Origin of the sequence: uncultured Winogradskyella sp., from assembly GCF_937958655.1 — a bacterium.
Lineage (GTDB): Bacteria > Bacteroidota > Bacteroidia > Flavobacteriales > Flavobacteriaceae > Winogradskyella.
Genome location: NZ_CALGNH010000024.1, coordinates 14466 through 37203, shown reverse-complemented (window position 1 = coordinate 37203; position 22738 = coordinate 14466). Strand labels below are relative to the sequence as shown.

Sequence of the window (22738 nt, the reverse complement as noted above, 5' to 3'; positions counted from 1 at the left end):
CAATGAAGAAAGTAAATATAGAAACTGAAGCCATAAGAACGCAAATAGAACGCACGCAATACCTAGAGCATTCTAATCCGTTATATCTAACATCGAGCTACGTTTTTGAAGATGCGGAAGACATGAGAGCGTCATTTGCGGATGAAAAAGACCGCAATATTTACAGTCGCTATTCAAATCCAAATACGTCTGAGTTTACAGAAAAAGTATGCAAAATGGAAGGTGCAGAACGTGGCTATGCCTTTGCTTCTGGTATGTCTGCTGTGTTTTCAACTTTTGCGGCATTGTTAAATTCAGAAGATCATGTTGTGTCTTGCCAAAGTACTTTTGGATCTACGCAAACCTTTTTTAATAACATTCTTCCGAAGTGGAATATCTCAACCAGTTATTTTAAAATTGATGAGGTAGATACTATTGAAGATTTAATACAGCCCAATACTAAGATCATTTATGCGGAGAGTCCAACAAACCCAGCGGTAGATATTTTAGACTTAAAGCGCTTGGGTGACATCGCAAAGAAACACAATCTTATTTTTATAGTAGATAACTGCTTTGCTACACCTTATTTACAGCAGCCTATTAAGTTTGGAGCGCATTTAGTGATTCATTCAGCAACAAAATTAATGGATGGTCAAGGCAGAGTTTTAGGTGGTGTAACCGTTGGCCCTGCGGATTTAATGCATAAAATCTATCTATTTGCCAGAAATACGGGTCCAGCCTTATCGCCATTTAATGCTTGGGTTTTGTCTAAAAGCTTAGAAACTCTGCCAGTAAGAGTAGAAAAGCATTGCGAAAATGCGTTAAAAGTTGCTGAGTTTTTAGAAACACATAGCAATGTCAATTTTGTAAAATACCCTTTTTTAAAATCGCATGCGCAATACAATTTAGCAAAACAGCAAATGAAATTAGGAGGTAATGTCGTTGCGTTTGAGGTAAAAGGTGGTGTGGATGCTGGCAGACGTTTTCTCAATTCCATAAAGGTATTGTCATTATCTGCTAACCTAGGGGATACCAGAAGTATAGTAACACATCCTGCATCAACCACACATGCAAAGTTGTCTGAAGAAGACAGACTACAAACTGGTATAACCGATGGTTTAGTTAGGGTTTCTGTTGGGTTAGAACATGTAGATGATATTATTAACGATTTAAAACAAGCTTTAGAAGCATAAAATAAAGAACTATGAGCGATCAAAATGTAGAATTCCCAATTATTGAAGAATACCTCAATAAAGGAGCTGTAATACTAGATGTTAGAACAGAAGAAGAATATGATCAAGGCCATGTAAAAGGATCTTTACATGTTGTCTTAGACGATTTAGAATACGAAATAGATGAATTAAAAGCTTTACAAAAACCAATCATTACCTGTTGTAGAAGTGGCGCCAGGAGCGAGCGAGCCAAAGATCTATTATTAGAAAATGATATAGATGCCATTAATGGAGGGCCTTGGCAAAATGTAGAATCCTATTTATAAGTAATTAAGGCATGAGTAATATTAGAGAAGAAATACAAAAGCGGATATTGGTGCTAGATGGTGCTATGGGTACTATGCTTCAAGCCTATAATTTCACTGAAGAAGACTTTAGAGGAGAACGGTTTAAAGATTACCCATCGCCATTAAAAGGTAATAACGATTTACTATCATTAACCCAACCAAAAGCTATAGCAGAAATTCATGCTAAATATTTTGAAGCGGGAGCAGACATCGTAGAAACCAATACATTTTCTGGTACTACCATAGCTATGGCAGATTATAATATGGAAGATCTCGTTTATGAACTTAATTATGAATCTGCCAAAATTGCTAAAGAAGTCGCAGATAAATTCACCAAAGAAAACCCAAAGAAACCGCGTTTTGTAGCCGGTAGTATTGGGCCAACTAATAGAACGGCAAGTTTATCTCCAGATGTTAACCGACCAGAATATAGAGCCGTAACTTTTGAAGAATTACGAATAGCGTATAAGCAACAAGTTGAAGCATTAATAGAGGGAGGTATAGACATGCTTTTAGTAGAAACCATTTTTGATACACTTAATGCCAAAGCGGCTTTATTTGCTATTGAAGAGGTAAAAGAAGAACGGCAGATTGAAATTCCTATTATGGTCTCAGGTACCATTACAGATGCTTCGGGTAGAACCTTGTCTGGCCAAACCGTAGAAGCATTTTTAACTTCAATTTCTCATGTGCCATTGTTAAGTGTTGGGTTTAATTGCGCATTAGGAGCAGAACAGCTAAAGCCTTATTTACAGCGTTTATCTAAAGAAACCAATTTTTATACGTCTGCGCATCCTAATGCAGGTTTGCCAAATGCTTTTGGCGAATACGATGAAAGCCCAGAAGAGATGAAGACTTATATAGAAGAATACCTTAAAGATGATTTAATAAATATTATAGGTGGCTGTTGTGGTACAGGTCCTTCACACATCAAAGCCATTGCTGAGGTGGCTAAAAATTATAGTCCAAGAGAATTAGTTGGTAGTTTTTAGTTGATATTGGTTGGGTAAATAAAGAAGAAATGAATTATACAGAGTTAGATGTTTGGAAATATTCTAGAGGACTTGTAAAAAAAGTTTATCTACTTACTGATGAGTTTCCTAAGGAAGAATTATATGGATTAACGAATCAGATTAGAAGATGTTCAATTTCAGTGCCCTCAAATATTGCTGAGGGATTAGGAAGACAGTCGAATAAAGAAACTATACACTTTTTATATATTTCTAAAGGGTCTTTATTTGAGCTTGAAACTCAGTTATACTTAGCTTTTGACTTAAGCTATATTTCAAAAGAGCAATTAGATAACATATCAGAAAAGATTACATCCTGTAAAAAACTATTGAATGGTTTCATTAATTATTTCAAATCAAAAAAATAGCATGAGTACAACCATGGGCCATCAACGATCAACCAATCACCAAAAGTATTTAACCTTATCTGGATTAGAACCTTTAGTGGTCACTCCAGAGAGTAATTTTGTAAATGTTGGTGAACGTACCAATGTTACTGGGTCTCGGAAATTTCTTCGGCTGATTAAAGAAGAAAAATACAACGAAGCTTTAGAGGTTGCAAGAAACCAAGTTGATGGTGGAGCACAAATTCTAGATGTTAATATGGATGAAGGGATGTTAGACGGTGTTTACGCCATGACTACCTTTTTAAATCTCATTGCTTCAGAACCCGATATTTCTCGAATCCCTATAATGATAGACAGCTCTAAGTGGGAAATCATTGAAGCCGGACTGCAAGTGGCACAAGGTAAATGTGTCGTTAATTCTATAAGTTTAAAAGAGGGCGAAGCAGAATTTAAACGCCAAGCTAAATTGGTTAAGCGCTATGGAGCAGCAGTTATCGTTATGGCGTTTGATGAAACTGGGCAAGCCGATAATTACGATAGACGTATTGAAATCTGCAAACGTTCGTACGATATTTTAGTTAACGAAGTCAACTTTCCTCCGCAAGACATCATCTTCGATCCTAATATATTCCCTGTAGCTACAGGTATGGAAGAGCATCGCAGAAATGCACTCGATTTTTTTGAGGCTACCAAATGGATTAGAGAAAATCTACCCTACGCAAATGTTTCTGGTGGTGTAAGTAATGTGTCCTTTTCCTTTAGAGGAAACAATGTGGTTAGGGAAGCCATGCATTCATCATTCTTATTTCATGCAATAAAGCATGGTATGAATCTAGGTATTGTTAACCCAACAATGCTCGAGGTTTATGACGAAATTGATAAAGAATTATTAGAGCGCGTCGAAGATGTGTTGTTTGATAGGCGTGCTGATGCTACAGAACGCTTATTAGATTTTGCAGAATCTGTAAAAGGACATAAAAAAGAACAAGACAGCGCAGTGCAAGAGTGGCGAAATGAGCCTTTACAAAATAGAATAACACACGCCTTAGTAAAAGGAATTGATGCTTTTATAATTGAAGATGTAGAAGAGGCTAGGCAAGAATCTAGTAAGCCTATAGAAGTTATTGAAGGGCATTTAATGATGGGGATGAATGTTGTAGGAGATTTATTTGGTAGTGGTAAAATGTTTTTACCGCAAGTGGTGAAATCTGCTCGCGTCATGAAAAAAGCAGTGGCTTATTTACAACCGTTTATTGAAGCTCAGAAAGAAGGAAAAGCCTCTTTCGCAGGCCGAATATTAATGGCAACCGTTAAAGGCGATGTGCATGATATTGGTAAGAATATTGTAAGTGTGGTTTTAGGTTGTAATAATTACGAAATTATAGACCTTGGTGTTATGGTGCCACCCGAAAAAATTATTGAAACGGCAAAAAAAGAAAACGTAGATATTATAGGACTAAGTGGTTTAATAACACCATCCTTAGATGAGATGGTTTATGTCTCTAAATCTATGGAAAAAGAGAACTTAAACATTCCGCTTATTATTGGTGGCGCAACAACATCTAGAGCACACTCTGCCGTTAAAATTGCACCAAACTATAGCAATACAGTAGTTCATGTTAACGATGCGTCTAGAGCGGTAACCGTTGTTGGTAATTTATTGCAAAAAGATAGTAAAATATATAAAGACCAGATACGAGAAGAGTACGATGCGTTTAGAGCGCAATTTATGAAACGCGGAAAGAAAAAAGAATACCTATCGATAGAAGACGCTCGTAAAAATAAATTTAAAATTGATTGGAATACCTCAGAAATCGTAAAACCTAAACAAATAGGAATACAAGTCATTGAGGATTTTGATATTACTAAGCTTGAAGATTTTATAGACTGGTCACCATTTTTTAGAAGTTGGGATTTACACGGCAAATATCCCGATATTTTAAAAGACGATATTGTAGGTACACAAGCCACAGAATTGTTTGATGACGCCCAAGTATTGCTCAAAAGAATCTTTGATGAAAAGCTGTTAAAGGCAAAAGCCATTTTTGGATTGTTTAAAGCCAATACAGTAAATGATGATGATATTGAAGTAACAATCTCTGATAGTCATGCTGAACTTGATTCAGCATCTCATGATGCAACCTATAAGTTTCTAACTTTAAGACAACAATCAAAAAAATCAGCAGGAAAACCAAACATAGCCTTAGCAGATTTTATAGCACCTAAAGCATCTAACAAACACGATTATATGGGTTGTTTTTGCGTTTCAACAGGTTTTGGAACTAAAGAACTCGCAGAGCAATTTGAAGCTGATAATGACGATTACAATTCTATAATGATAAAAGCATTAGCAGACAGACTAGCGGAAGCCTTTGCAGAATATTTGCATAAAGAAATAAGAACAAAACATTGGAATTATGCGCATAACGAAAATCTTAGTAACGAGGAATTAATTAGGGAGAGTTATAAAGGTATTCGTCCTGCACCTGGTTATCCTGCATGCCCAGATCATTTAGAAAAAAATACCATCTGGGATTTACTTAAAGTTGAAGAATCTATTGGTGTAAAACTAACCGATAGTTTAGCCATGTGGCCAGCAGCAAGTGTTAGTGGTTATTACTTTGGTAATGCAGAAGCTAAATATTTTGGATTAGGAAAAATAACTAACGATCAACTTAAAGATTATAGTAATCGTAGAGGCATATCAATACAAGAGGCTGAAAAATGGTTAAGCCCAAATTTGAGCCCATCCTAACCTTCCCAGAAGGAAAGAACTCGTTCTAAAATGTGAAAGAAATAAAATTATTAAAATTAAAACAGTTCTATTTAGGGATATAAAGGAATGGAAAGCCTGGCTTTTTGCATACCTGCAAGGTTTCTAAAACCTTGTAGGTATGCGTAAAAAGTAACGCTATAAATAAATATTAATTTAAAAGATACCTGCTTTCGCAGGCATAAAATGAAAGTAACAGAACATATAGAAAACGCAAACGGTAAAACACAATTTACATTTGAAATTTTACCACCTTTAAAAGGACAACATATTCAATCTATTTTTGATAATATAGATCCTTTAATGGAATTTAAACCTCCGTTTATTGACGTCACTTATCATAGGGAAGAGTATGTGTTTAAAGAAGTAGAAAACGGATTGTTAAAAAAACAAGTGGTAAAAAAACGTCCTGGTACGGTTGGGATTTGCGCTGCCATACAGAATAAATATGGTGTGGATGCCATACCGCATATTTTATGTGGTGGCTTTACTAAAGAGGATACTGAGAACTTCTTGGTAGATTTAGACTTTTTAGACATTGATAATGTTATGGCATTACGTGGAGATGCTGTTAAGAGTGAAACTTATTTTAAGCCAGAAAAAGAAGGGCACGCCTATGCAAGCGAATTAATTTCTCAAATAAAAGATTTAAATAACGGAAAGTATTTAGATGAGGAATTACAAAATACATCTAAAACAAATTTCTGTATAGGAACAGCGGCTTACCCTGAAAAGCATATGGAGGCACCAAGTTTAGAAAGTGATATTCATTTCTTAAAAAAGAAAATAAAAAATGGTGCCACTTATATTGTTACTCAGATGTTTTTTGATAATGAAAAGTATTTCAATTTTGTAGATAAGTGTAGAAAGGAGGGTATCACAGTACCTATTATTCCTGGTTTAAAGCCTATAGCCACTAAAAAGCAATTGAATTTAATTCCGCACCGTTTTCATGTTGATTTACCAGAAGATCTTATCATTGAGGTGGTAAAATGTAAAGACAATAAAGCGGTGAGAGAAATTGGTATTGAGTGGTGTATTTCGCAATCAAAAGAACTTCAGAAATCTGGTATACCAGTGCTGCATTACTATTCTATGGGAAAAAGCGATAATATTAAATCTATTGCTGAGGCCATTTTTTAATCTTGTATTTAAACCTATGAAGTTATTGTAAGCAAAGCACAATTAGAGTTTTAAAAAAACTTAGATTTGTAGTATGCTTTCAAAGAAAACAAAATACGGAATAAAGGCATTGGTTTATTTGGCCAAGCAAGAAGATCGCCATCCAGTTCAGATTTCTGATATTTCAAAATCAGAAAATATTTCAAGAAAGTTTTTAGAAAGCATACTATTAACGCTAAGAAAAAATGGAATTTTAGGATCTAAAAAAGGTAAAAAAGGTGGCTATTACCTATTAAAAGAACCTAATGAAATTCCGATGACCTCAGTAATGCGCCTTCTAGAGGGGCCAATTGCAATGGTGCCTTGTGTAAGTCTTAATTTCTACGAAAAGTGCGACGACTGCCCAGATGAAAATACTTGTGCAGTACACACCATTATGCTTAAAGTACGAGATCAAACTCTTAATATTTTTAGAAATACTACATTGGCAGATTTATCAAATTAATAACATATATTTTTAGTTTTTTGTGAGGTGTTTTTAAAAAAGTTTGTGTACGTTTGTACAATAATCCTAGTATTCCGATAGGAATTAAAGATTTATAATAAATTATAAGCGTGGGAGCAACAATTAGAGTAGAATTAAATAAAGGAAAACTAAAGGAGATCGAACGCTCTTCCAAAGAAAATATAAGACAAAGTTTAGGTGAAATTATAAGCTGGAGAACAGTTGGTACTATAACTACAGTTGCAGTATCTTATATTATAACAGGTACAATGGCATTGGTATTTTATATACGAGGTATAGAGCTGGTTTCAAAAATGGAACTTTACTTTTTTAATGAGCGCACGTGGAATACAATAAAATGGGAAAATGATAAATATTGATATTGATTTTTGGAATAAAGAATTAAAAGATAAAACACCAGTTGAAATTGCGCAATGGGCAGTGCAATTATCAGACAATTATATAGTAACTACCAGTTTTGGAATTTATTCCTCAGTGTTGTTAAGTACCATGGCTAAAATCGACAAAGATATACGTGTAGTATGGTGCGATACATTATATAATCAACCAAGTACTTACGAGCATGCTTCAAGTCTAATAAACAAGTACAATCTTAATATTGTTAAATACCAGTCGCTATATTCTAAAGAAGAGATTGATGCTAAGATTGGTTTGCCGAGTTTAGAAGACGATAATCATACTGAGTTTTCTGAGGCCGTAAAGTTAGAGCCTTTTAGAAGAGCGTTAAAAGAGCAAAATCCGGATATCTGGTTTACAAATATTAGAGTAAGGCAAACAGAATATAGAGATAAGAAAGATATTTTAAGCTACAGTAAAGATGGTATTTTAAAAGTGAGTCCCTTTTATTACTGCAGTGACGAAGATTTAGATACCTATATAGAGGACAATGAATTAGCAAAAAACGTACATTATTTTGATCCTATAAAAGCATTACTTAACAGAGAATGTGGTATTCATTTTGAATAATTAAGAGCTATGAGAAGTTTTAGAACAGAATTTGAGAATCCGGTAGTAGAAAAGGATATTATTGAGTTAGCCAATAAAATTGAGCTTTTTCGTAATGGTAAAATAGATGAAGAAAAATTCCGAAGCCTAAGATTGGCAAGAGGTGTCTATGGACAGCGCCAAGAAGGTGTTCAGATGATTCGTATTAAATTACCGTATGGTAAAGTATTGAGTCACCAATTACGTCGTATTGCAGAGGTGTCCGATGAATATTCTAGAAGTAGATTGCATATTACAACACGGCAAGATATTCAAATTCATTATGTAGATCTAAATCGCACACCAGAACTTTGGGCAGAATTAGAGCGCGATAACGTAACGCTAAGAGAGGCTTGTGGTAATACAGTAAGAAATGTAACCGCTAGTGAAACGGCAGGTATCGATGTTAACGAACCATTTGATGTTTCTCCGTATGCAGATGCTTTATTTAAATTCTTTTTAAGAAATGCCATTTGCCAAGAAATGGGGAGGAAATTTAAGGTGTCTTTCTCAGCCTCTGATGAGGATACAGGATTGTCTTACATGCACGATTTAGGCTTTATTGCTAAAATAAAAGATGGTGTAAAAGGCTTTAAGGTGATGTTAGGTGGTGGTTTAGGATCCCAGCCAAGGCATGCTGATTTGTTCTACGAATTTTTACCGTCAAATAAGATTATTCCTCTAATGGAAGGAGTCTTGAGAGTTTTTGATCGTTATGGAGAACGCAAAAGTAGAGCTAAGGCCAGATTAAAATTTTTATTAAAGGATATTGGTTTAGAGGCATTTGTAAAACTTGTTGAAGAAGAGCAAAATGCTATTGAATATAAAACGGTAGAGATAGATGAATCTAATTACTCTGCTTCAAAGCCCGTGTCTACTGCTGCACCTGAGGTTAAAATTCAGAATAAGGAAGCCTATAACCTATGGAAATCAACAAATGTCATCCCACAAAAACAAGACGGTTATTTTGCTATAGGAATTAAAGTTTTATTAGGAGATTTTTATACCGATAAAGCAAGATTATTAGCAGATTTAGTTGAACAATACGCTGCTGGAGAAATAAGATTAAGCTTACGTCAAAATATTTTAATACCCTTTGTTAAAGAAGAATCACTTCCTTTTTTCTATTCTGAATTAGAAAAACTAGGTTTTGTTGAAGCGGGTTACAATAAAGCGGTAGATATTACCGCTTGCCCAGGTACGGATACCTGTAATTTAGGAATAGCAAGTAGTACAGGTATTGCAGAAGAGTTAGAGCGTGTTATAAAAACCGAGTATCCTCAATATTTAGAGAATAAAGATTTAGTGATTAAAATTAGTGGTTGTATGAATGCGTGTGGTCAGCATAATATGGCCAATATTGGTTTTCAAGGGATGTCTATCCGTACAAAAGATAAATTAGTAGCACCTGCACTGCAAGTACTTTTAGGCGGTGGAAACTTAGGTGACGGTAACGCTTATTTTGCAGATAAAGTAGTTAAAATCCCGAGTCGTAGAGGACCAGAGGCTTTGCGCCGTATTTTAAATGATTACGAAGCTAATGCTAATGCAATACCTTTTGTTGAATATTATAAAGCGCAGGGCGAAAAGTACTTTTATCAACTACTTACAGATTTATCTTCAACAGACAATTTGACACAGCAAGATTTCATTGATTGGGGAACGGAAGAAGAATATGTAAAAGCTATTGGTGTAGGAGAATGTGCAGGTGTCATTGTAGATTTAATTGCAACACTTTTCTTAGAGAGTGAAGAGAAAATAGCAGATGCTAAAGAAGCCTTTGGGAATGAAGTTTACTCTGGTGCTATATACGAAGCTTACCGCTCTATGGTAAATTCGGCAAAGGCTATATTACTTTCAGAAAATATAAAAACAAATACGCAGGCAGGTATAATTAAACAATTTGATGAAGGTTTTGTAGAAACGAAACGTATAGATTTAGGAAGTTCATTTTCTGATATCATTTATCAAATTAAGAAATTTCCGCCAACTAAAGATTTTGCAGTGAGTTATATAAAGGCTGCTGAACAATTTTTAGAAAAAGTAAAAGCTTTTAGAGAAGCTGATGTTTCAAATGACTAGTGTTGCCTTGGCATACAAAATGTTTAAATCTCTATAAGTGATTAAAAATTAAGAATATGACACCAAGATTAACCGTAGTAGGAGCAGGACCAGGTGATGTGGATCTAATCACATTAAAAGCTATAAAAGCTATAAAATCTGCAGATGTAATTCTTTATGATGCGCTTGTAAATGAAGAACTATTGCAATATGCCTCTCGTAAAGCTGAGAAGATTTTTGTAGGTAAACGACGTGGATGTTATTCGTACCAGCAAAATCAAATAAACGAGTTAATAGTTGAGCGCGCATTACGTTGTGGTCATGTGGTTCGTCTTAAAGGTGGAGATCCTTTTATATTTGGTCGTGGCGCAGAAGAATTAGAGTATGCTAAAGACTATGCTATTGAAGTAGCGGTAGTGCCTGGTATTTCATCATCTGCTGCAGTACCTGCCTACCACGGCATAGCCTTAACCAAACGTAATGCCTCAGAAAGTTTTTGGGTCATTACAGGGACAACAAAATCACATAAAATGTCTAGTGATATTGCATTGGCTGCAAAATCAACAGCTACAGTTGTGATTTTAATGGGTATGGCTAAACTACTAGAAATAGTAAAAACCTTTAAAAAACAAGGTAAAGGAAAAACTGCTGTTGCCGTTATTCAGAATGGTACAAGAGCTAACGAAAAAGTAGGTATCGGAACCATAAATACCATTGAAGCTGTAGTTAAAGCAAAAGCGTTATCAAATCCGGCAATTATTATTATAGGAGACGTTGTAAATCAACGTGTAGATTTAAGTGATATATATGCAAAAGCTGATTTAGCAATTCAAAGCTCTAATGGAGAAATAGCATAATTATGGATAGAAATAATCTGTATCCCATATTTCTAAAAACAAAAAACCTTAATATTTTAATCGTTGGTGGTGGCTTTGTGGCAGAGGAAAAGTTAACGTTTTTATTAAAATCTAGTCCAGATGCGCATGTGCTTATGGTAGCACCATTTTTTAGAGAAGGTACCATTGCCTTGGCAAAAAAAGGTTGCGTTACTTTAATAAAAGATAATTATAAAAAAGCGTATATAAATGGAAGGCATATGGTTGTTGCCACAACAGATATTCCTGAGGTTAATGTTCAAGTTTGGGCAGATTGCAGAGCAGAGGCTAAATTAGTTAATGTTGCGGATAACCCTCCATATTGCGATTTTTATATGGGAGGTATTGTTACCAAAGGCAATGTAAAGGTGGCCATTTCTACCAACGGAAAATCACCAACAACAGCAAAACGATTACGACAATTTTTTGAAGACGTCATTCCAGAGAATATAGATGATTTAGTAAAAAATCTCAATGAATATAGAAAAACGATAAAAGGAGATTTTGAAGAAAAAGTTGAACAATTAAATGAATTTACTAAAGGATTAGTAGAAAAAATAAAATAATGATAAAAACAGATATATTAATAATAGGCGCAGGACCAACAGGATTGTTTACCGTTTTTGAAGCAGGTTTATTAAAATTAAAGTGTCATTTAATAGATGCATTGCCACAGGCAGGTGGTCAGTGTTCGGAGTTATACCCAAAGAAACCAATCTATGATATTCCTGGTTTTCCAGAAATATTAGCAGGAGATTTAACCGCTAATTTATTAGAACAGGGTAAGCAATTTCAGCCAGGATTTACATTAGGTGAGCGTGCTGAAACTATAGAAAAACAAGAGGATGGTAGTTTTATAGTAACCACAAACAAAGGAACACAACACCATGCTCCAATTATTGCTATAGCAGGTGGTTTGGGTAGTTTTGAACCAAGAAAGCCACAGTTAGAAAATATAGAAAAGTACGAAGACAGAGGCGTAGCTTACTTTATTAAAGATCCAGAAGTGTATAGAGATAAAAAAGTAGTGATTGCAGGTGGAGGGGATTCTGCATTAGATTGGAGTATATTTTTAGCCGATGTCGCCTCAGAGGTAACTCTAGTGCATAGAAGAAATGAGTTTAGAGGTGCTTTAGATTCTGTAGAACGTGTACAAGAACTTAAGTTATTAAACAAAATAAACTTAATAACACCAGCAGAGGTGACGGCTTTACATGGTGAAGATAAAATAGAAGGTGTGTCTGTTACTCGAGATGGGGAAACTCAAACCTTAGAGGCAGATGCTTTTATTCCACTTTTTGGCTTATCACCAAAATTAGGGCCAATAGGCAATTGGGGATTAGAGATAGAAAAGAATGCAATAAAGGTAGATACCCTAGATTATCAAACCAATATCCCTGGGATTTATGCCATCGGAGATGTTAATACGTATGAAGGTAAATTAAAACTCATTCTATGTGGATTCCACGAGGCCACATTAATGTGTCAATCAGCCTATAAAAGATTAAATCCTAATAAGAAATTTGTTTTAAAATATACAACGGTAAGCGGTATCAATGGTTTTGATGGTACACGTAAAGAATCACCAAAAGCAGTTGTAAAAGCTATAGTATAATGCAAGATGTTACCATACATATTACGGATAGAGAGGGGAAAAAGCATTCTGTTTTAGCACCAACAGATATGGCCATGAATTTAATGGAAGTGGTGCGGTCTTATGAGCTAGCACCAGAGGGGACAATAGGCGTTTGTGGTGGTATGGCCATGTGCGCTTCTTGCCAATGTTACGTAAAATCTAACCATGAGTTAAACCCTATGGAAGACGATGAGGATGCCATGTTAGCTGAAGCTTTTAATGTAAAGGATAATAGCCGTTTAAGCTGTCAAATTCCTATTACTGAAGTTTTAAATGATTTGGAAGTAGAACTTGCGCCAGAGGTCTAAAAGTAGAATTTTTTAATTATTTTGATTATAGCGATCCAAACTACTGAGTTTAGGAAGTGAAAACAAAGTTAATAGTGTTTTTACCCTAGAATTAGTAGTATTGGTATGATGTCATCATCTTTTACTTTTGGCACTACACATCTATTTATCTATTAAACGTAACGATTTCTTTAGTTTAACTTAACAATTGGTGTCTCTATTAATAAGATCTTTGTACAGAATTTTAAGTCTAAAGCATAATGAAACATTTTGCAAAACACAAAACAGAATTTAAATTTATAGTGAAGTTATTAGCTTTAACATTAATATCTTTAGTTGCGACCTTGTTTATAAATTAAATATTCTGCTACTTTTGCCAGTAAGCATTTTTATTAATGAAACACTGGCTTACGTATTTAATTTTCTCTATAGTACTACTATCTTTTTCTCAAGAAAAAGTGCCTTCTAATACGTTTTTTGATCTCAGCTACTTCGGTGGAAATATTGCACTCCATAACAATGATATACTTCATTTAATACAAGGCCGTCCCAACGGTGTTATTTTAAGTTGGAACAAAAAAACTTTAGGAAATAAAGCTTGGGAGCAACGCTTTAATTATCCAGATTATGGGGCGTCTTTTATTTTTCAGGATTTAAAAAATGACGTTTTGGGAAATAGCTTTGCGCTATATGCACATTATAATTTTTACTTTTTAAATAGGCATTTAATGTTTAGGATTGGACAGGGTATTGCCTATAATACTAATCCCTATGATAAAGTAGAAAATCCTAAAAACGTTGCCTTTGGTTCTCATCTGTTGAGTTCAACCTATTTTATGTTAAATTATAAAAAAGAACGGCTTATAGATAGGGTAGGCTTACAAACGGGTTTGTCTTTTATTCACTATTCTAATGCTAATATTAAGGCGCCAAATACAAGCATAAATACTATAGCTTTTAATGTAGGTCTAACTTACAATTTAGACAAAACGCATTCAGAGTTTATTAGTAATCTTAGTGATGAAAAGTTTACAGAGCCTATAAAATATAATTTGGCATTTAGAACAGGTATTAACCAAAGTGATGTTATAGGAAGTGGTCAGTTTCCGTTCTATATTATTTCAGCCTATGCAGATAAACGCTTAAGCCATGTTAGTGCTATTCAATTTGGAGCAGATGTATTTTTTTCTAATTTTTTAAAAGAATTAATTTATTACCAATCGGTATCTTTTCCTGAATTAAATGTAAGTGGTAATGAAGATTACAAACGAGTGGGTTTATTTGTTGGTCACGAGTTATTTATTAATAAGATATCTATAGAAACGCAAGTAGGTTATTACGTTTATTACCCTTTTAATTTTGAGGGAAGAACATATTTTAGAATAGGCATGAAACGTTATTTTGGTGATAAATTTTTTGGCGCAATAACTTTAAAGACGCATGCCTTTAAAGCCGAAGCTGTAGAATTTGGAATAGGAGTGAGATTATAATTAGCTATGCTATGTTGGTCACTAAGCCAAGTCTAAGTGAAGCAGGAATCTATTTTTATATAATGAAAAAGTTTATTTACATATGGGTATTGTCCATTTTCGCTTGCAATAGTGAGGATGCTAACGATTGTTTTCAGACTGAGGGAAACCGTATTCAACAGGAGGTGATGGTTTTAGATTTCGATCGCATTATAGTTAATAGAGGTATTGAGTTAATTGTAACCGAGGCAGAAAATTATAAAGTGACAATAGAAACAGGCCAAAATTTAATCAACGAGGTTAATGCCGAAGTAATTAATAATCGTTTGGTCTTAACCGATGGTAATACGTGTAATTATGTTAGAGATTTTGGGAGTACAAAAATTTATGTAGAAGCACCAAATTTAACTGAAATTAGAAATTCTTCGCAATACGAAGTCTCTTCTAACGGAACATTATCGTATCCAAGTCTTAGTCTAATTTCTGAAGATTTTAATGAAGCTGTAGCCTTTACGGTTGGGGATTACAGATTATCAGTAAATACCCAAAATCTTATTGTAGTGTCTAATAACTTGTCTTCATTTTATATAAATGGTACTACGGAGGATTTATCAGTAAGTTTCTTTGCTGGTTCAGGACGTTTTGAGGGACAAAATTTAAGTGCGCAACATGTAGAAATAAGCCATCGTGGTAGTAATGATATGATTGTAAATCCGCTTCAATCCATAACAGGTTTAATAAGAGGTACAGGCGATGTTATTGCGGTAAACCAACCAGCAGTAGTTAGCGTTAATGAAGTTTATATTGGTCAGCTAATATTTCAATAAGATTATTTAAATGAATTTATAATAATGATAATAATGATCACTAGTGTTATAAACCCTACTCTTAAGTTCCAATCTTCAGTTAAAATTACATTAAGTTTCTTTCTGCCTAAGTAAAATAACCAACGAATACATGCGCCAAAAAATTTTATTAATTGAGGTAGTGCTTCGGTAATAAAACCAGCTAAAAATTCTAAAAAGAACTCACCCATATTAATGTGAAAAAGGGAATAAGAGTAATTTCAATTTCAATTTTAACTTCAACTTCTTTGGGTTAATTCCCTAAACAAAGTCTCTAAACTTGCGTTTTTCTGATTGAGTTGTAAAATCTTTAACTCATTATCGTGGGCAAAATCAAAGACATGAGAACGCATATCGTCATTTGTTGAGAATGTGATTTCGTAAATAAAGCCGTGCGTATTTTTTACAGCGGAAACTTTTGGGAGTTTTAATAAAAAAGCATCCTCTACACGGTAATCAAACTCCACCATAACCACTTGGTCTTGTCCTGCTCTTAAATCCTTTAAGTATTTATCGGCAACAATTTCCCCTTTATTAATAATAATGACACGATCGCACATAGCCTCTACCTCTTGCATAATATGTGTAGAAAGAAATACCGTCTTTTCCTTACCAATGGTTTTAATAAGATTTCTAATATCTACTAACTGATTAGGATCTAATCCTGTAGTGGGTTCGTCTAAAATTAAAACATCAGGATTGTGTAATAAAGCATTAGCCAAGCCAACACGTTGGCGATACCCTTTAGAGAGTTGCCCTATTTTTTTATGTGCCTCTGGCGTTAAACCGGTGAGCTCTATAACTTCGTTTATTCTAGATTTTGAAGTGCCATACACATTAGCATTAAAGTTAAGGTACTCTCTAACATACAAATCTGTATATAACGGATTGTGCTCTGGCAGATAGCCAACCGAGCTTTGTACATTTTTTCTTTCAGTATTTACATTAAAGCCATTAACTGCGGCAGTACCATTAGAAGGAGCTATGTACGTAGTCAAAATCTTCATCATTGTAGATTTACCAGCACCATTTGGTCCTAAAAAGCCAACAATTTCGGCATTATTAACTTTAAACGATACATCATTAAGTGCTTTTTGGTTTTTATACAATTTGGTAATGTTATTCACTTCAATAGACATATTGGCAAAAATTTATTCAAAAATAAGTATTAAATAATATTAAAGGGGCTTTATTGTTAAATCCTTAAAACTTATGCCTTAAGATTAAAAAGATTAAAGTACAATTTTGAATTCTAAAAATAATAACTACTTTAGCATCATAATAATAACAATGCAAGCAACAAAAACATATTTTAGCTGGTTTTATTTCTTTTTTAAGTAAAGGAACGAGACTGCGTATGTTTTTAATTACACATAAAATTATTAAGTCTCGATTTTAAATCGGGACTTTTTTCTTTTCAATCCCTTTTGGTTGAAAAGTCCTAAACCGTCATACTGAGCTTGTCGAAGTATAGTTTTAGGATCTCATTGAAGAAAATTAAAAGTTTGAAAAAACCAATAGCAATACAAGGTATAAAGGGCTCATTTCATCATACGGTAGCTCAGCAATATTTTCATACATCTACCGAAGTTGTTGAGTGTATGTCATTTGATAGTGCTGTAGATAGTCTATTAAAAGGCAATACAGACACTATGGTTATGGCTTTAGAAAATTCTATAGCCGGATCCATTATACCTAACTATGCGCTAATTGATAATCATAATTTATGTATTGTTGGTGAATATTATTTAGATATTCAGCATCATCTAATGGCTTTAAAAGGTGAAACATTAGCCTCTATTAAAGAGGTACATTCTCACCCAATGGCCTTGTTGCAGTGTAAAGTGTTTTTTAAGAATTATCCGCATATAAAATTGGTAGAAGCCAAGGACACTGCAGACGTAGCAAAACAAATAGAAGCGCAACAAACTAAAGGTATAGCGGCTATTGCTAGTAAAAATGCAGCGCATTTGTATGGTTTAGATATTTTAGCAGAAAGCATTCAGACTATTAAGCATAACGAAACCCGATTTGCAATAGTTACACAACAAAATCATAAAATAGAAGCTGATGGATTTAATAAGGCCTCATTAAAATTTGAATTAGATCACAAACGTGGTAGTTTAGCAACAATACTCAATGTAATGAGTGACTGTAAGTTAAACCTAACCAAAATACAGTCCTTACCAAAAATTGAAACCCCTTGGAAGTATGCCTTTTTCGTAGATGTAACGTTTGAAACCTCTAAGAATTACCAAAAAGCACATACAATAATGAAGCTAATGGCAGAGAATTTTAAAGTGCTGGGTGAATATAAAAATGCAAGATTATGATAGAAGTAGCCGACCGTTTAAAACACGTTGAAGAATATTACTTTTCTAAAAAATTAAGAGAAGTTGCTTTTCTAAAATCTCAAGGAAAACCTATTATTAATCTCGGTATCGGAAGCCCAGATTTAGAACCTCCTTTTAATGCTACAATGCATTTAAAAGATAGTTTAGATGATGAAGGTGCAAATAAGTATCAGAGTTATCAGGGTCTGCCAGAGCTTAGAGAAGAAATTGCATATTTTTATAAAAAAAGATACAAGGTAAGTCTAAGCGGACAGACTGAAGTGTTGCCTTTATTAGGGAGTAAAGAGGGTATAATGCATATCTCAATGGCTTTTTTAAATAAAGGAGATGAAGTTTTAGTGCCAAATCCAGGGTATCCTACCTATTCGGCTGTTACAAAACTACTAGAAGCCAAACCAATTCTCTACGATTTAAAAGCAGATAACCATTGGTTACCAGATTTTATAGCCTTAGAGCGCTTAGATTTAAGTAAGGTAAAAATTATGTGGGTTAACTATCCGCACATGCCTACAGGTACTAACGCGCCCAATAAGTTTTATGATGAGGTTATAGCCTTTGGTAAACGCCATAATATTTTAATAGTTAATGACAACCCTTACAGTTTTGTGCTCAACAACAGACCTATAAGCATTATGCGCTATAGTAATGCAAAGTTGGTATGTTTAGAGTTAAACTCACTGAGCAAAACATTTAATATGGCAGGTTGGCGCGTAGGTACTTTAGTTGGTAGTTATGAGCATTTAAGCGCAGTATTAAAAGTAAAAAGTAATATGGATTCTGGTATGTTTTATGGCATTCAAAAAGGGGCTATAGAGGCTTTAAAATCTTCCGATATGTGGTATGCAAGTTTAAATAGCATCTACGAAAAAAGACGCAAGCTTATATGGCAATTAGCAGAGGCACTAAACTGCACTTACGATAACGATGCAACAGGCATGTTTATTTGGGCAAAACTACCATCAAAAATTAAATCAGAAGCCTTTACAGATAAGGTGCTAAAAAAACATTCAATTTTTATAACACCAGGAACAGTATTTGGTAGTAATGGTGAAGGTTATGTGCGTTTTTCGTTATGTGCACCAGAAGAAACAATTAAAGAAGCGATAACAAGAATAAAATAATGAAATATTCAGACGTAGTTTTCGGTCTCAATATGAGCAATAAAAGCGTAGTTAAACAAGAAATAAGTTCCCTTTTCAATTTGAAAGGGATAGATATATGAATACTGTTTTTGTCATAGGAGTTGGGTTAATTGGCGGAAGTTTTGCTTTAGATATTAAAAAGCACAATCCTGAGGCTACTATTTATGGTATCGATAAAAATGACGCCTATTTAGACGAAGCTTTATCCCTTGGTGTTATTGACAAAAAAGCAAAAATTGAGGATTTAGAAAAGGCAGATGTAGTTATAGTAACCGTACCTGTTGATGCTACTTTAGATGTATTACCTAAGGTGTTAGATGAGATTTCTGATAAAGCCATTGTTTTTGATGCAGGATCCACAAAAGTAGATATCTGCTTAAAAGTAAAGCATCATCCAAAACGGCGAAACTTTTTGGCCGCACACCCAATTGCAGGTACGGAACACTCTGGACCAAATGCCGCAATTCATGGTTTGTATAAAAATAAAACCAATATTATTTGTGAGGTAGAAGAAACCGCATTTAAGCTTCAGGAAAAAGCCTTAAAGTTGTTTTCAGATTTGGGTATGCGTATTCGTTATATGAATCCTAAAGCCCACGATAAGCACATTGCTTACGTGTCGCATTTATCGCATATCAGTTCATTTATGTTAGGTAAGACCGTCATAGATAAAGAAAAAAATGAACGCGATATTTTTGACATGGCTGGCAGTGGATTTGAAAGTACCGTACGATTAGCAAAAAGTTCGCCAGCAATGTGGACACCCATATTTAAACAAAACAAAACCAATGTTATAGAAACTCTAAATGAGTATATAAACAATCTAAAACACTTTAAACAGCTTATGGAGAATGAAGATTTTGAAGCGGTTTATAATGAAATGCAAAAAACAAATCATATAAAAGACATTCTAAACGGAATACAATAACACTTACACACATATTAATAAGCAAAATGGAAAACAAAAAAGAAATGAGAACATGGTTGGATGATATGAAACTAAATCATCCACTAGTAATAGCAGGGCCATGTAGTGCAGAAACAGAAGAGCAGGTATTAAAAATAGCACATGATCTAAAAGATACAGACGTTAATTATTACAGGGCTGGTATTTGGAAACCAAGAACGCGCCCAGGTAATTTTGAGGGTGTTGGAGCACTAGGTTTAAAATGGTTGCAAAAAGTAAAAAAAGAAACAGGTTTAAAAACAGCTACCGAAGTTGCTAACAGAAACCATGTAGAATTAGCTTTAGAACATGATGTAGATTTACTTTGGATTGGTGCACGTTCTACGGTGAGTCCTTTTATAATGCAAGAGTTGGCAGATGCCTTGCAAGGAACCGATAAGATTGTATTGGTAAAAAATCCCGTAAATCCAGATTTAGCATTATGGTTAGGTGGTATAGAGAGATTATATACGGCCGGTATTAAAAATTTAGGAGCTATCCATAGAGGGTTCTCTACTTACGAAAAATCTAAATATAGAAATATACCAGAATGGCAATTGGCTATTGAGTTTCAAAATAAGTTCCCAGATTTACCATTAATCAACGATCCATCTCACATTACAGGAAAACGAGATATGATTTTTGATGTATCTCAGACCGCGTTAGACCTTAATTTCGATGGTTTAATGATAGAAACGCACACAGACCCTGACAATGCTTGGAGTGATGCGGCACAGCAAGTAACACCAAGTACTTTGGTTCAGATTATGAAAGACCTTAAGATTAGAAAAGAATCTGATCCAGAGGCAGAATATAACTCAGAATTAAATACACTAAGAGCTCAGATTGATGTTGTAGATAACCAGATTATTGATTTATTAGGAAAGCGTATGAAGGTAGCAGACGGTATAGGTGCATTAAAAAAGAAAAAGAATGTTTCTGTTTTACAGTCTAAACGTTGGAATGAAATCCTAGGTAAAATGGTACTAGAAGGTGAGGAAAAAGGACTAAGTGAAGAATTTATTTTACGCATGTTTAAGGCCATTCACCAAGAATCTATTAATCATCAAGAGAAGATTATTAAACACTAACATTATATCTAAATTAAAAAAGGCTCGCACGTTGCGAGCCTTTTTATTATCTTATTTTTTTATTAATCAGTATATCCAAGTCTTCTAGACGCTTTTCTCATTAATATATTTACTAAATCATCAGAATCACTACCGATGCTTCCTCTCACTTTTTTATTATAATTCCATAATAATTCAGCATCACTACCATTATGAATACTCATGTTAATAGTGGCGCTATTTGTATTGCCAAAAAAGCCAAAAACTACACCTAGAGCTATTGATGCACCATCTGACATTGGCTTGTCGGTTTCAAATGTTCCTGAAATAACAGCATCAACATCTAAAAGCTTTGCTAAATCTTCGGGTAATTGGTCTTCAATATTTTCATAGCTTATATCTGACTTCTTTAAAATTGCATTTGTTCGTTTAGGGTCCTGGACATCCACTTCCATAGTACCGCGTTTTCTTCTTTTTAAGAACCAAGAATGCATAGCTACTTGCAGTCCAATGCCTTCCGCTTTTTCAATTTTTTCTAAATCCCCTTCTTTAAGTTCTTTCATTTTTCGAGGTCTAAGCTTTACGGTTGTTTTAAAAGGAACAATAGCTATTTTTTTATGATCTTTGGTAAGATTCTCAAAATCTTCATGTTGAAATAGATTTGTTTGTCCTAAAATTGTAAATGTGCTAAGTGAAAAAATAGCTAATAGTAAAATTTTTTTCATTGTAGTTAAGTTTTGATTTGTGAGACCAAAGTAAAAATATTTATTTAAATGTTGTTAATTTGTGAAGATATTTATTTGAATGACAGGAACCGTATACAAATCTACCGGAAGTTGGTACACCGTAAAAACCCTAAACGGTAAAATCTACGAGTGCCGTATTAAGGGTAAATTTAGATTACAAGGTATTAAAAGTACCAATCCTATTGCTGTTGGAGACCAAGTAGAATTTGAACTCGAAACTAAAAACAATTCTGAGACCGGAGTCATTAACAGAATTGAAGAACGAAAAAATTACATCGTCCGCAAATCTGTAAACTTATCTAAACAAACCCATATTATTGCGTCTAATATAGATCAGGTTTTTCTTTTGGTTACTATAGATAATCCACCTACGTTTACAAGTTTTATAGATCGTTTTTTGGTAACTGCAGAAGCCTACTCTATAAAAACAATTCTGTTATTTAATAAAATAGACGCTTACGATAGCGAAACCCTCTTAGAGGTAAAGTATATGGCCAGTATCTACAGTAAGATTGGGTACCAATGTATTGAAATTTCTGCTAAAACAGGTCAAAATATAGAGAAAGTAAAAGGTTTAATGGTTGGTAAGGTGAGTATGTTTGCAGGGCATTCTGGTGTTGGTAAATCTACCTTAGTAAATGCTATTGAACCATCCTTAGATTTAAAAACTAAAGCAATTTCTGAGCAGCACATGCAAGGCCAACATACAACCACCTTTGCAGAGATGTTCGATTTAAGTTTTGATGCTAAAATCATAGATACACCAGGTATTAAAGGTTTTGGTGTTGTGGATATGGAAAAGGAAGAAGTTGGAGATTATTTCCCTGAATTTTTTGCTCTTAAGCAAAATTGTAAATTCAATAATTGTTTGCATTTAAAAGAGCCAAAATGTGCCATTAAGGAAGCCCTAGAAAATGATGAAGTCTCGTATTCTAGGTACAGAAGTTATCTTCAGATTTTAGAGGGAGAAGACGAGCATTATAGAACTGATAATTGGGACGAAATTCAGTAAATAGTGAGCATTCTTAGTATGCAATAGTGAACCTG

The 22738-nt window shown here is 34.2% G+C and carries 24 protein-coding genes; 21 read left to right on the top strand and 3 right to left on the bottom strand.

Annotated elements, in window-relative coordinates; translation table 11 throughout:
- Window positions 1-2 precede the first annotated feature (2 nt).
- The 16 genes from Q0800_RS04860 to Q0800_RS04785 all read left to right on the top strand — a co-directional run bounded on the left by Q0800_RS04860 (window position 3) and on the right by Q0800_RS04785 (window position 15415).
- On the top strand, window positions 3-1172 hold the full coding sequence (locus Q0800_RS04860) for an aminotransferase class I/II-fold pyridoxal phosphate-dependent enzyme (protein ID WP_299128056.1): 1170 nt from the start codon (window positions 3-5) through the stop codon (window positions 1170-1172).
- 11 nt (window positions 1173-1183) lie between these two features.
- Window positions 1184-1477, top strand: a complete 294-nt coding sequence (locus tag Q0800_RS04855) for a rhodanese-like domain-containing protein (protein WP_299128055.1) — start codon at window positions 1184-1186, stop codon at window positions 1475-1477.
- An 11-nt stretch (window positions 1478-1488) separates the two neighbouring features.
- Window positions 1489-2490 (top strand): homocysteine S-methyltransferase family protein, encoded by a 1002-nt coding sequence (locus Q0800_RS04850; protein WP_299128054.1) that lies wholly within the window; start codon window positions 1489-1491, stop codon window positions 2488-2490.
- Window positions 2491-2519: 29 nt separating this feature from the next.
- Window positions 2520-2876: a four helix bundle protein gene (locus tag Q0800_RS04845; RefSeq protein WP_299128053.1), complete on the top strand. Its 357-nt coding sequence runs from the start codon at window positions 2520-2522 to the stop codon at window positions 2874-2876.
- Between the two features lies 1 nt (window position 2877).
- Window positions 2878-5610 (top strand): methionine synthase, encoded by a 2733-nt coding sequence (gene metH, locus Q0800_RS04840; RefSeq protein ID WP_299128052.1) that lies wholly within the window; start codon window positions 2878-2880, stop codon window positions 5608-5610.
- Window positions 5611-5814: 204 nt separating this feature from the next.
- Window positions 5815-6771, top strand: coding sequence for a methylenetetrahydrofolate reductase [NAD(P)H] (gene metF / locus Q0800_RS04835; protein ID WP_299128051.1), 957 nt, complete (start codon window positions 5815-5817; stop codon window positions 6769-6771).
- A 73-nt stretch (window positions 6772-6844) separates the two neighbouring features.
- On the top strand, window positions 6845-7255 hold the full coding sequence (locus Q0800_RS04830) for an Rrf2 family transcriptional regulator (RefSeq protein ID WP_299128050.1): 411 nt from the start codon (window positions 6845-6847) through the stop codon (window positions 7253-7255).
- Between the two features lie 110 nt (window positions 7256-7365).
- Window positions 7366-7635 (top strand): DUF2061 domain-containing protein, encoded by a 270-nt coding sequence (locus Q0800_RS04825; RefSeq protein ID WP_299128049.1) that lies wholly within the window; start codon window positions 7366-7368, stop codon window positions 7633-7635.
- Window positions 7622-8242: a phosphoadenosine phosphosulfate reductase family protein gene (locus Q0800_RS04820; RefSeq protein WP_299128048.1), complete on the top strand. Its 621-nt coding sequence runs from the start codon at window positions 7622-7624 to the stop codon at window positions 8240-8242. The genes Q0800_RS04825 and Q0800_RS04820 overlap by 14 nt, the downstream gene beginning before the upstream one ends.
- Window positions 8243-8251: 9 nt before the next feature.
- On the top strand, window positions 8252-10342 hold the full coding sequence (locus Q0800_RS04815; RefSeq protein ID WP_299128046.1) for a HEPN domain-containing protein: 2091 nt from the start codon (window positions 8252-8254) through the stop codon (window positions 10340-10342).
- Window positions 10343-10398: 56 nt separating this feature from the next.
- Entirely contained in the window at window positions 10399-11178 is a 780-nt protein-coding gene (gene cobA, locus Q0800_RS04810) for a uroporphyrinogen-III C-methyltransferase (RefSeq protein WP_299128044.1), read from the top strand.
- A gap of 2 nt (window positions 11179-11180) precedes the next feature.
- Window positions 11181-11762, top strand: a complete 582-nt coding sequence (locus tag Q0800_RS04805) for a bifunctional precorrin-2 dehydrogenase/sirohydrochlorin ferrochelatase (protein WP_299128042.1) — start codon at window positions 11181-11183, stop codon at window positions 11760-11762.
- On the top strand, window positions 11762-12811 hold the full coding sequence (locus tag Q0800_RS04800; protein WP_299128041.1) for an NAD(P)/FAD-dependent oxidoreductase: 1050 nt from the start codon (window positions 11762-11764) through the stop codon (window positions 12809-12811). Before Q0800_RS04805 ends, Q0800_RS04800 begins: the two co-directional genes overlap by 1 nt.
- Entirely contained in the window at window positions 12811-13140 is a 330-nt protein-coding gene (locus tag Q0800_RS04795) for a 2Fe-2S iron-sulfur cluster-binding protein (RefSeq protein ID WP_299128040.1), read from the top strand. Before Q0800_RS04800 ends, Q0800_RS04795 begins: the two co-directional genes overlap by 1 nt.
- Window positions 13141-13514: 374 nt before the next feature.
- Entirely contained in the window at window positions 13515-14609 is a 1095-nt protein-coding gene (locus Q0800_RS04790) for an acyloxyacyl hydrolase (RefSeq protein WP_299128039.1), read from the top strand.
- Between the two features lie 62 nt (window positions 14610-14671).
- Entirely contained in the window at window positions 14672-15415 is a 744-nt protein-coding gene (locus tag Q0800_RS04785) for a head GIN domain-containing protein (protein ID WP_299128038.1), read from the top strand.
- A gap of 2 nt (window positions 15416-15417) precedes the next feature.
- On the opposite strand, the gene Q0800_RS04780 is transcribed toward Q0800_RS04785, so the two are convergent.
- Entirely contained in the window at window positions 15418-15624 is a 207-nt protein-coding gene (locus tag Q0800_RS04780) for a hypothetical protein (RefSeq protein ID WP_299128037.1), read from the bottom strand.
- A gap of 48 nt (window positions 15625-15672) precedes the next feature.
- Entirely contained in the window at window positions 15673-16572 is a 900-nt protein-coding gene (gene gldA, locus Q0800_RS04775; protein ID WP_299128036.1) for a gliding motility-associated ABC transporter ATP-binding subunit GldA, read from the bottom strand.
- Window positions 16573-16938: 366 nt separating this feature from the next.
- On the opposite strand from gldA, the gene Q0800_RS04770 reads away from it, so the two are divergent.
- From Q0800_RS04770 to Q0800_RS04755, 4 genes are all read left to right on the top strand, one after another.
- Window positions 16939-17766, top strand: a complete 828-nt coding sequence (locus Q0800_RS04770; protein WP_299128035.1) for a prephenate dehydratase — start codon at window positions 16939-16941, stop codon at window positions 17764-17766.
- The gene (locus Q0800_RS04765) at window positions 17763-18908 is read left to right on the top strand and encodes an aminotransferase class I/II-fold pyridoxal phosphate-dependent enzyme (RefSeq protein ID WP_299128034.1); all 1146 of its coding nucleotides are present in this window, start codon (window positions 17763-17765) and stop codon (window positions 18906-18908) included. The genes Q0800_RS04770 and Q0800_RS04765 overlap by 4 nt, the downstream gene beginning before the upstream one ends.
- A gap of 97 nt (window positions 18909-19005) precedes the next feature.
- Window positions 19006-19857 carry a prephenate dehydrogenase gene (locus Q0800_RS04760; protein ID WP_299128033.1) on the top strand — a complete coding sequence of 284 codons (852 nt, stop codon included), beginning with the start codon at window positions 19006-19008 and terminating at the stop codon, window positions 19855-19857.
- Window positions 19858-19883: 26 nt separating this feature from the next.
- Window positions 19884-20966, top strand: coding sequence for a bifunctional 3-deoxy-7-phosphoheptulonate synthase/chorismate mutase type II (locus Q0800_RS04755; RefSeq protein ID WP_299128032.1), 1083 nt, complete (start codon window positions 19884-19886; stop codon window positions 20964-20966).
- A gap of 62 nt (window positions 20967-21028) precedes the next feature.
- On the opposite strand, the gene Q0800_RS04750 is transcribed toward Q0800_RS04755, so the two are convergent.
- A complete protein-coding gene (locus Q0800_RS04750) occupies window positions 21029-21670 on the bottom strand; it encodes a hypothetical protein (protein WP_299128031.1) in 642 nt (213 codons plus the stop codon).
- 79 nt (window positions 21671-21749) lie between these two features.
- On the opposite strand from Q0800_RS04750, the gene rsgA reads away from it, so the two are divergent.
- Window positions 21750-22703: a ribosome small subunit-dependent GTPase A gene (rsgA, locus tag Q0800_RS04745; RefSeq protein WP_299128030.1), complete on the top strand. Its 954-nt coding sequence runs from the start codon at window positions 21750-21752 to the stop codon at window positions 22701-22703.
- Window positions 22704-22738 lie beyond the last annotated feature (35 nt).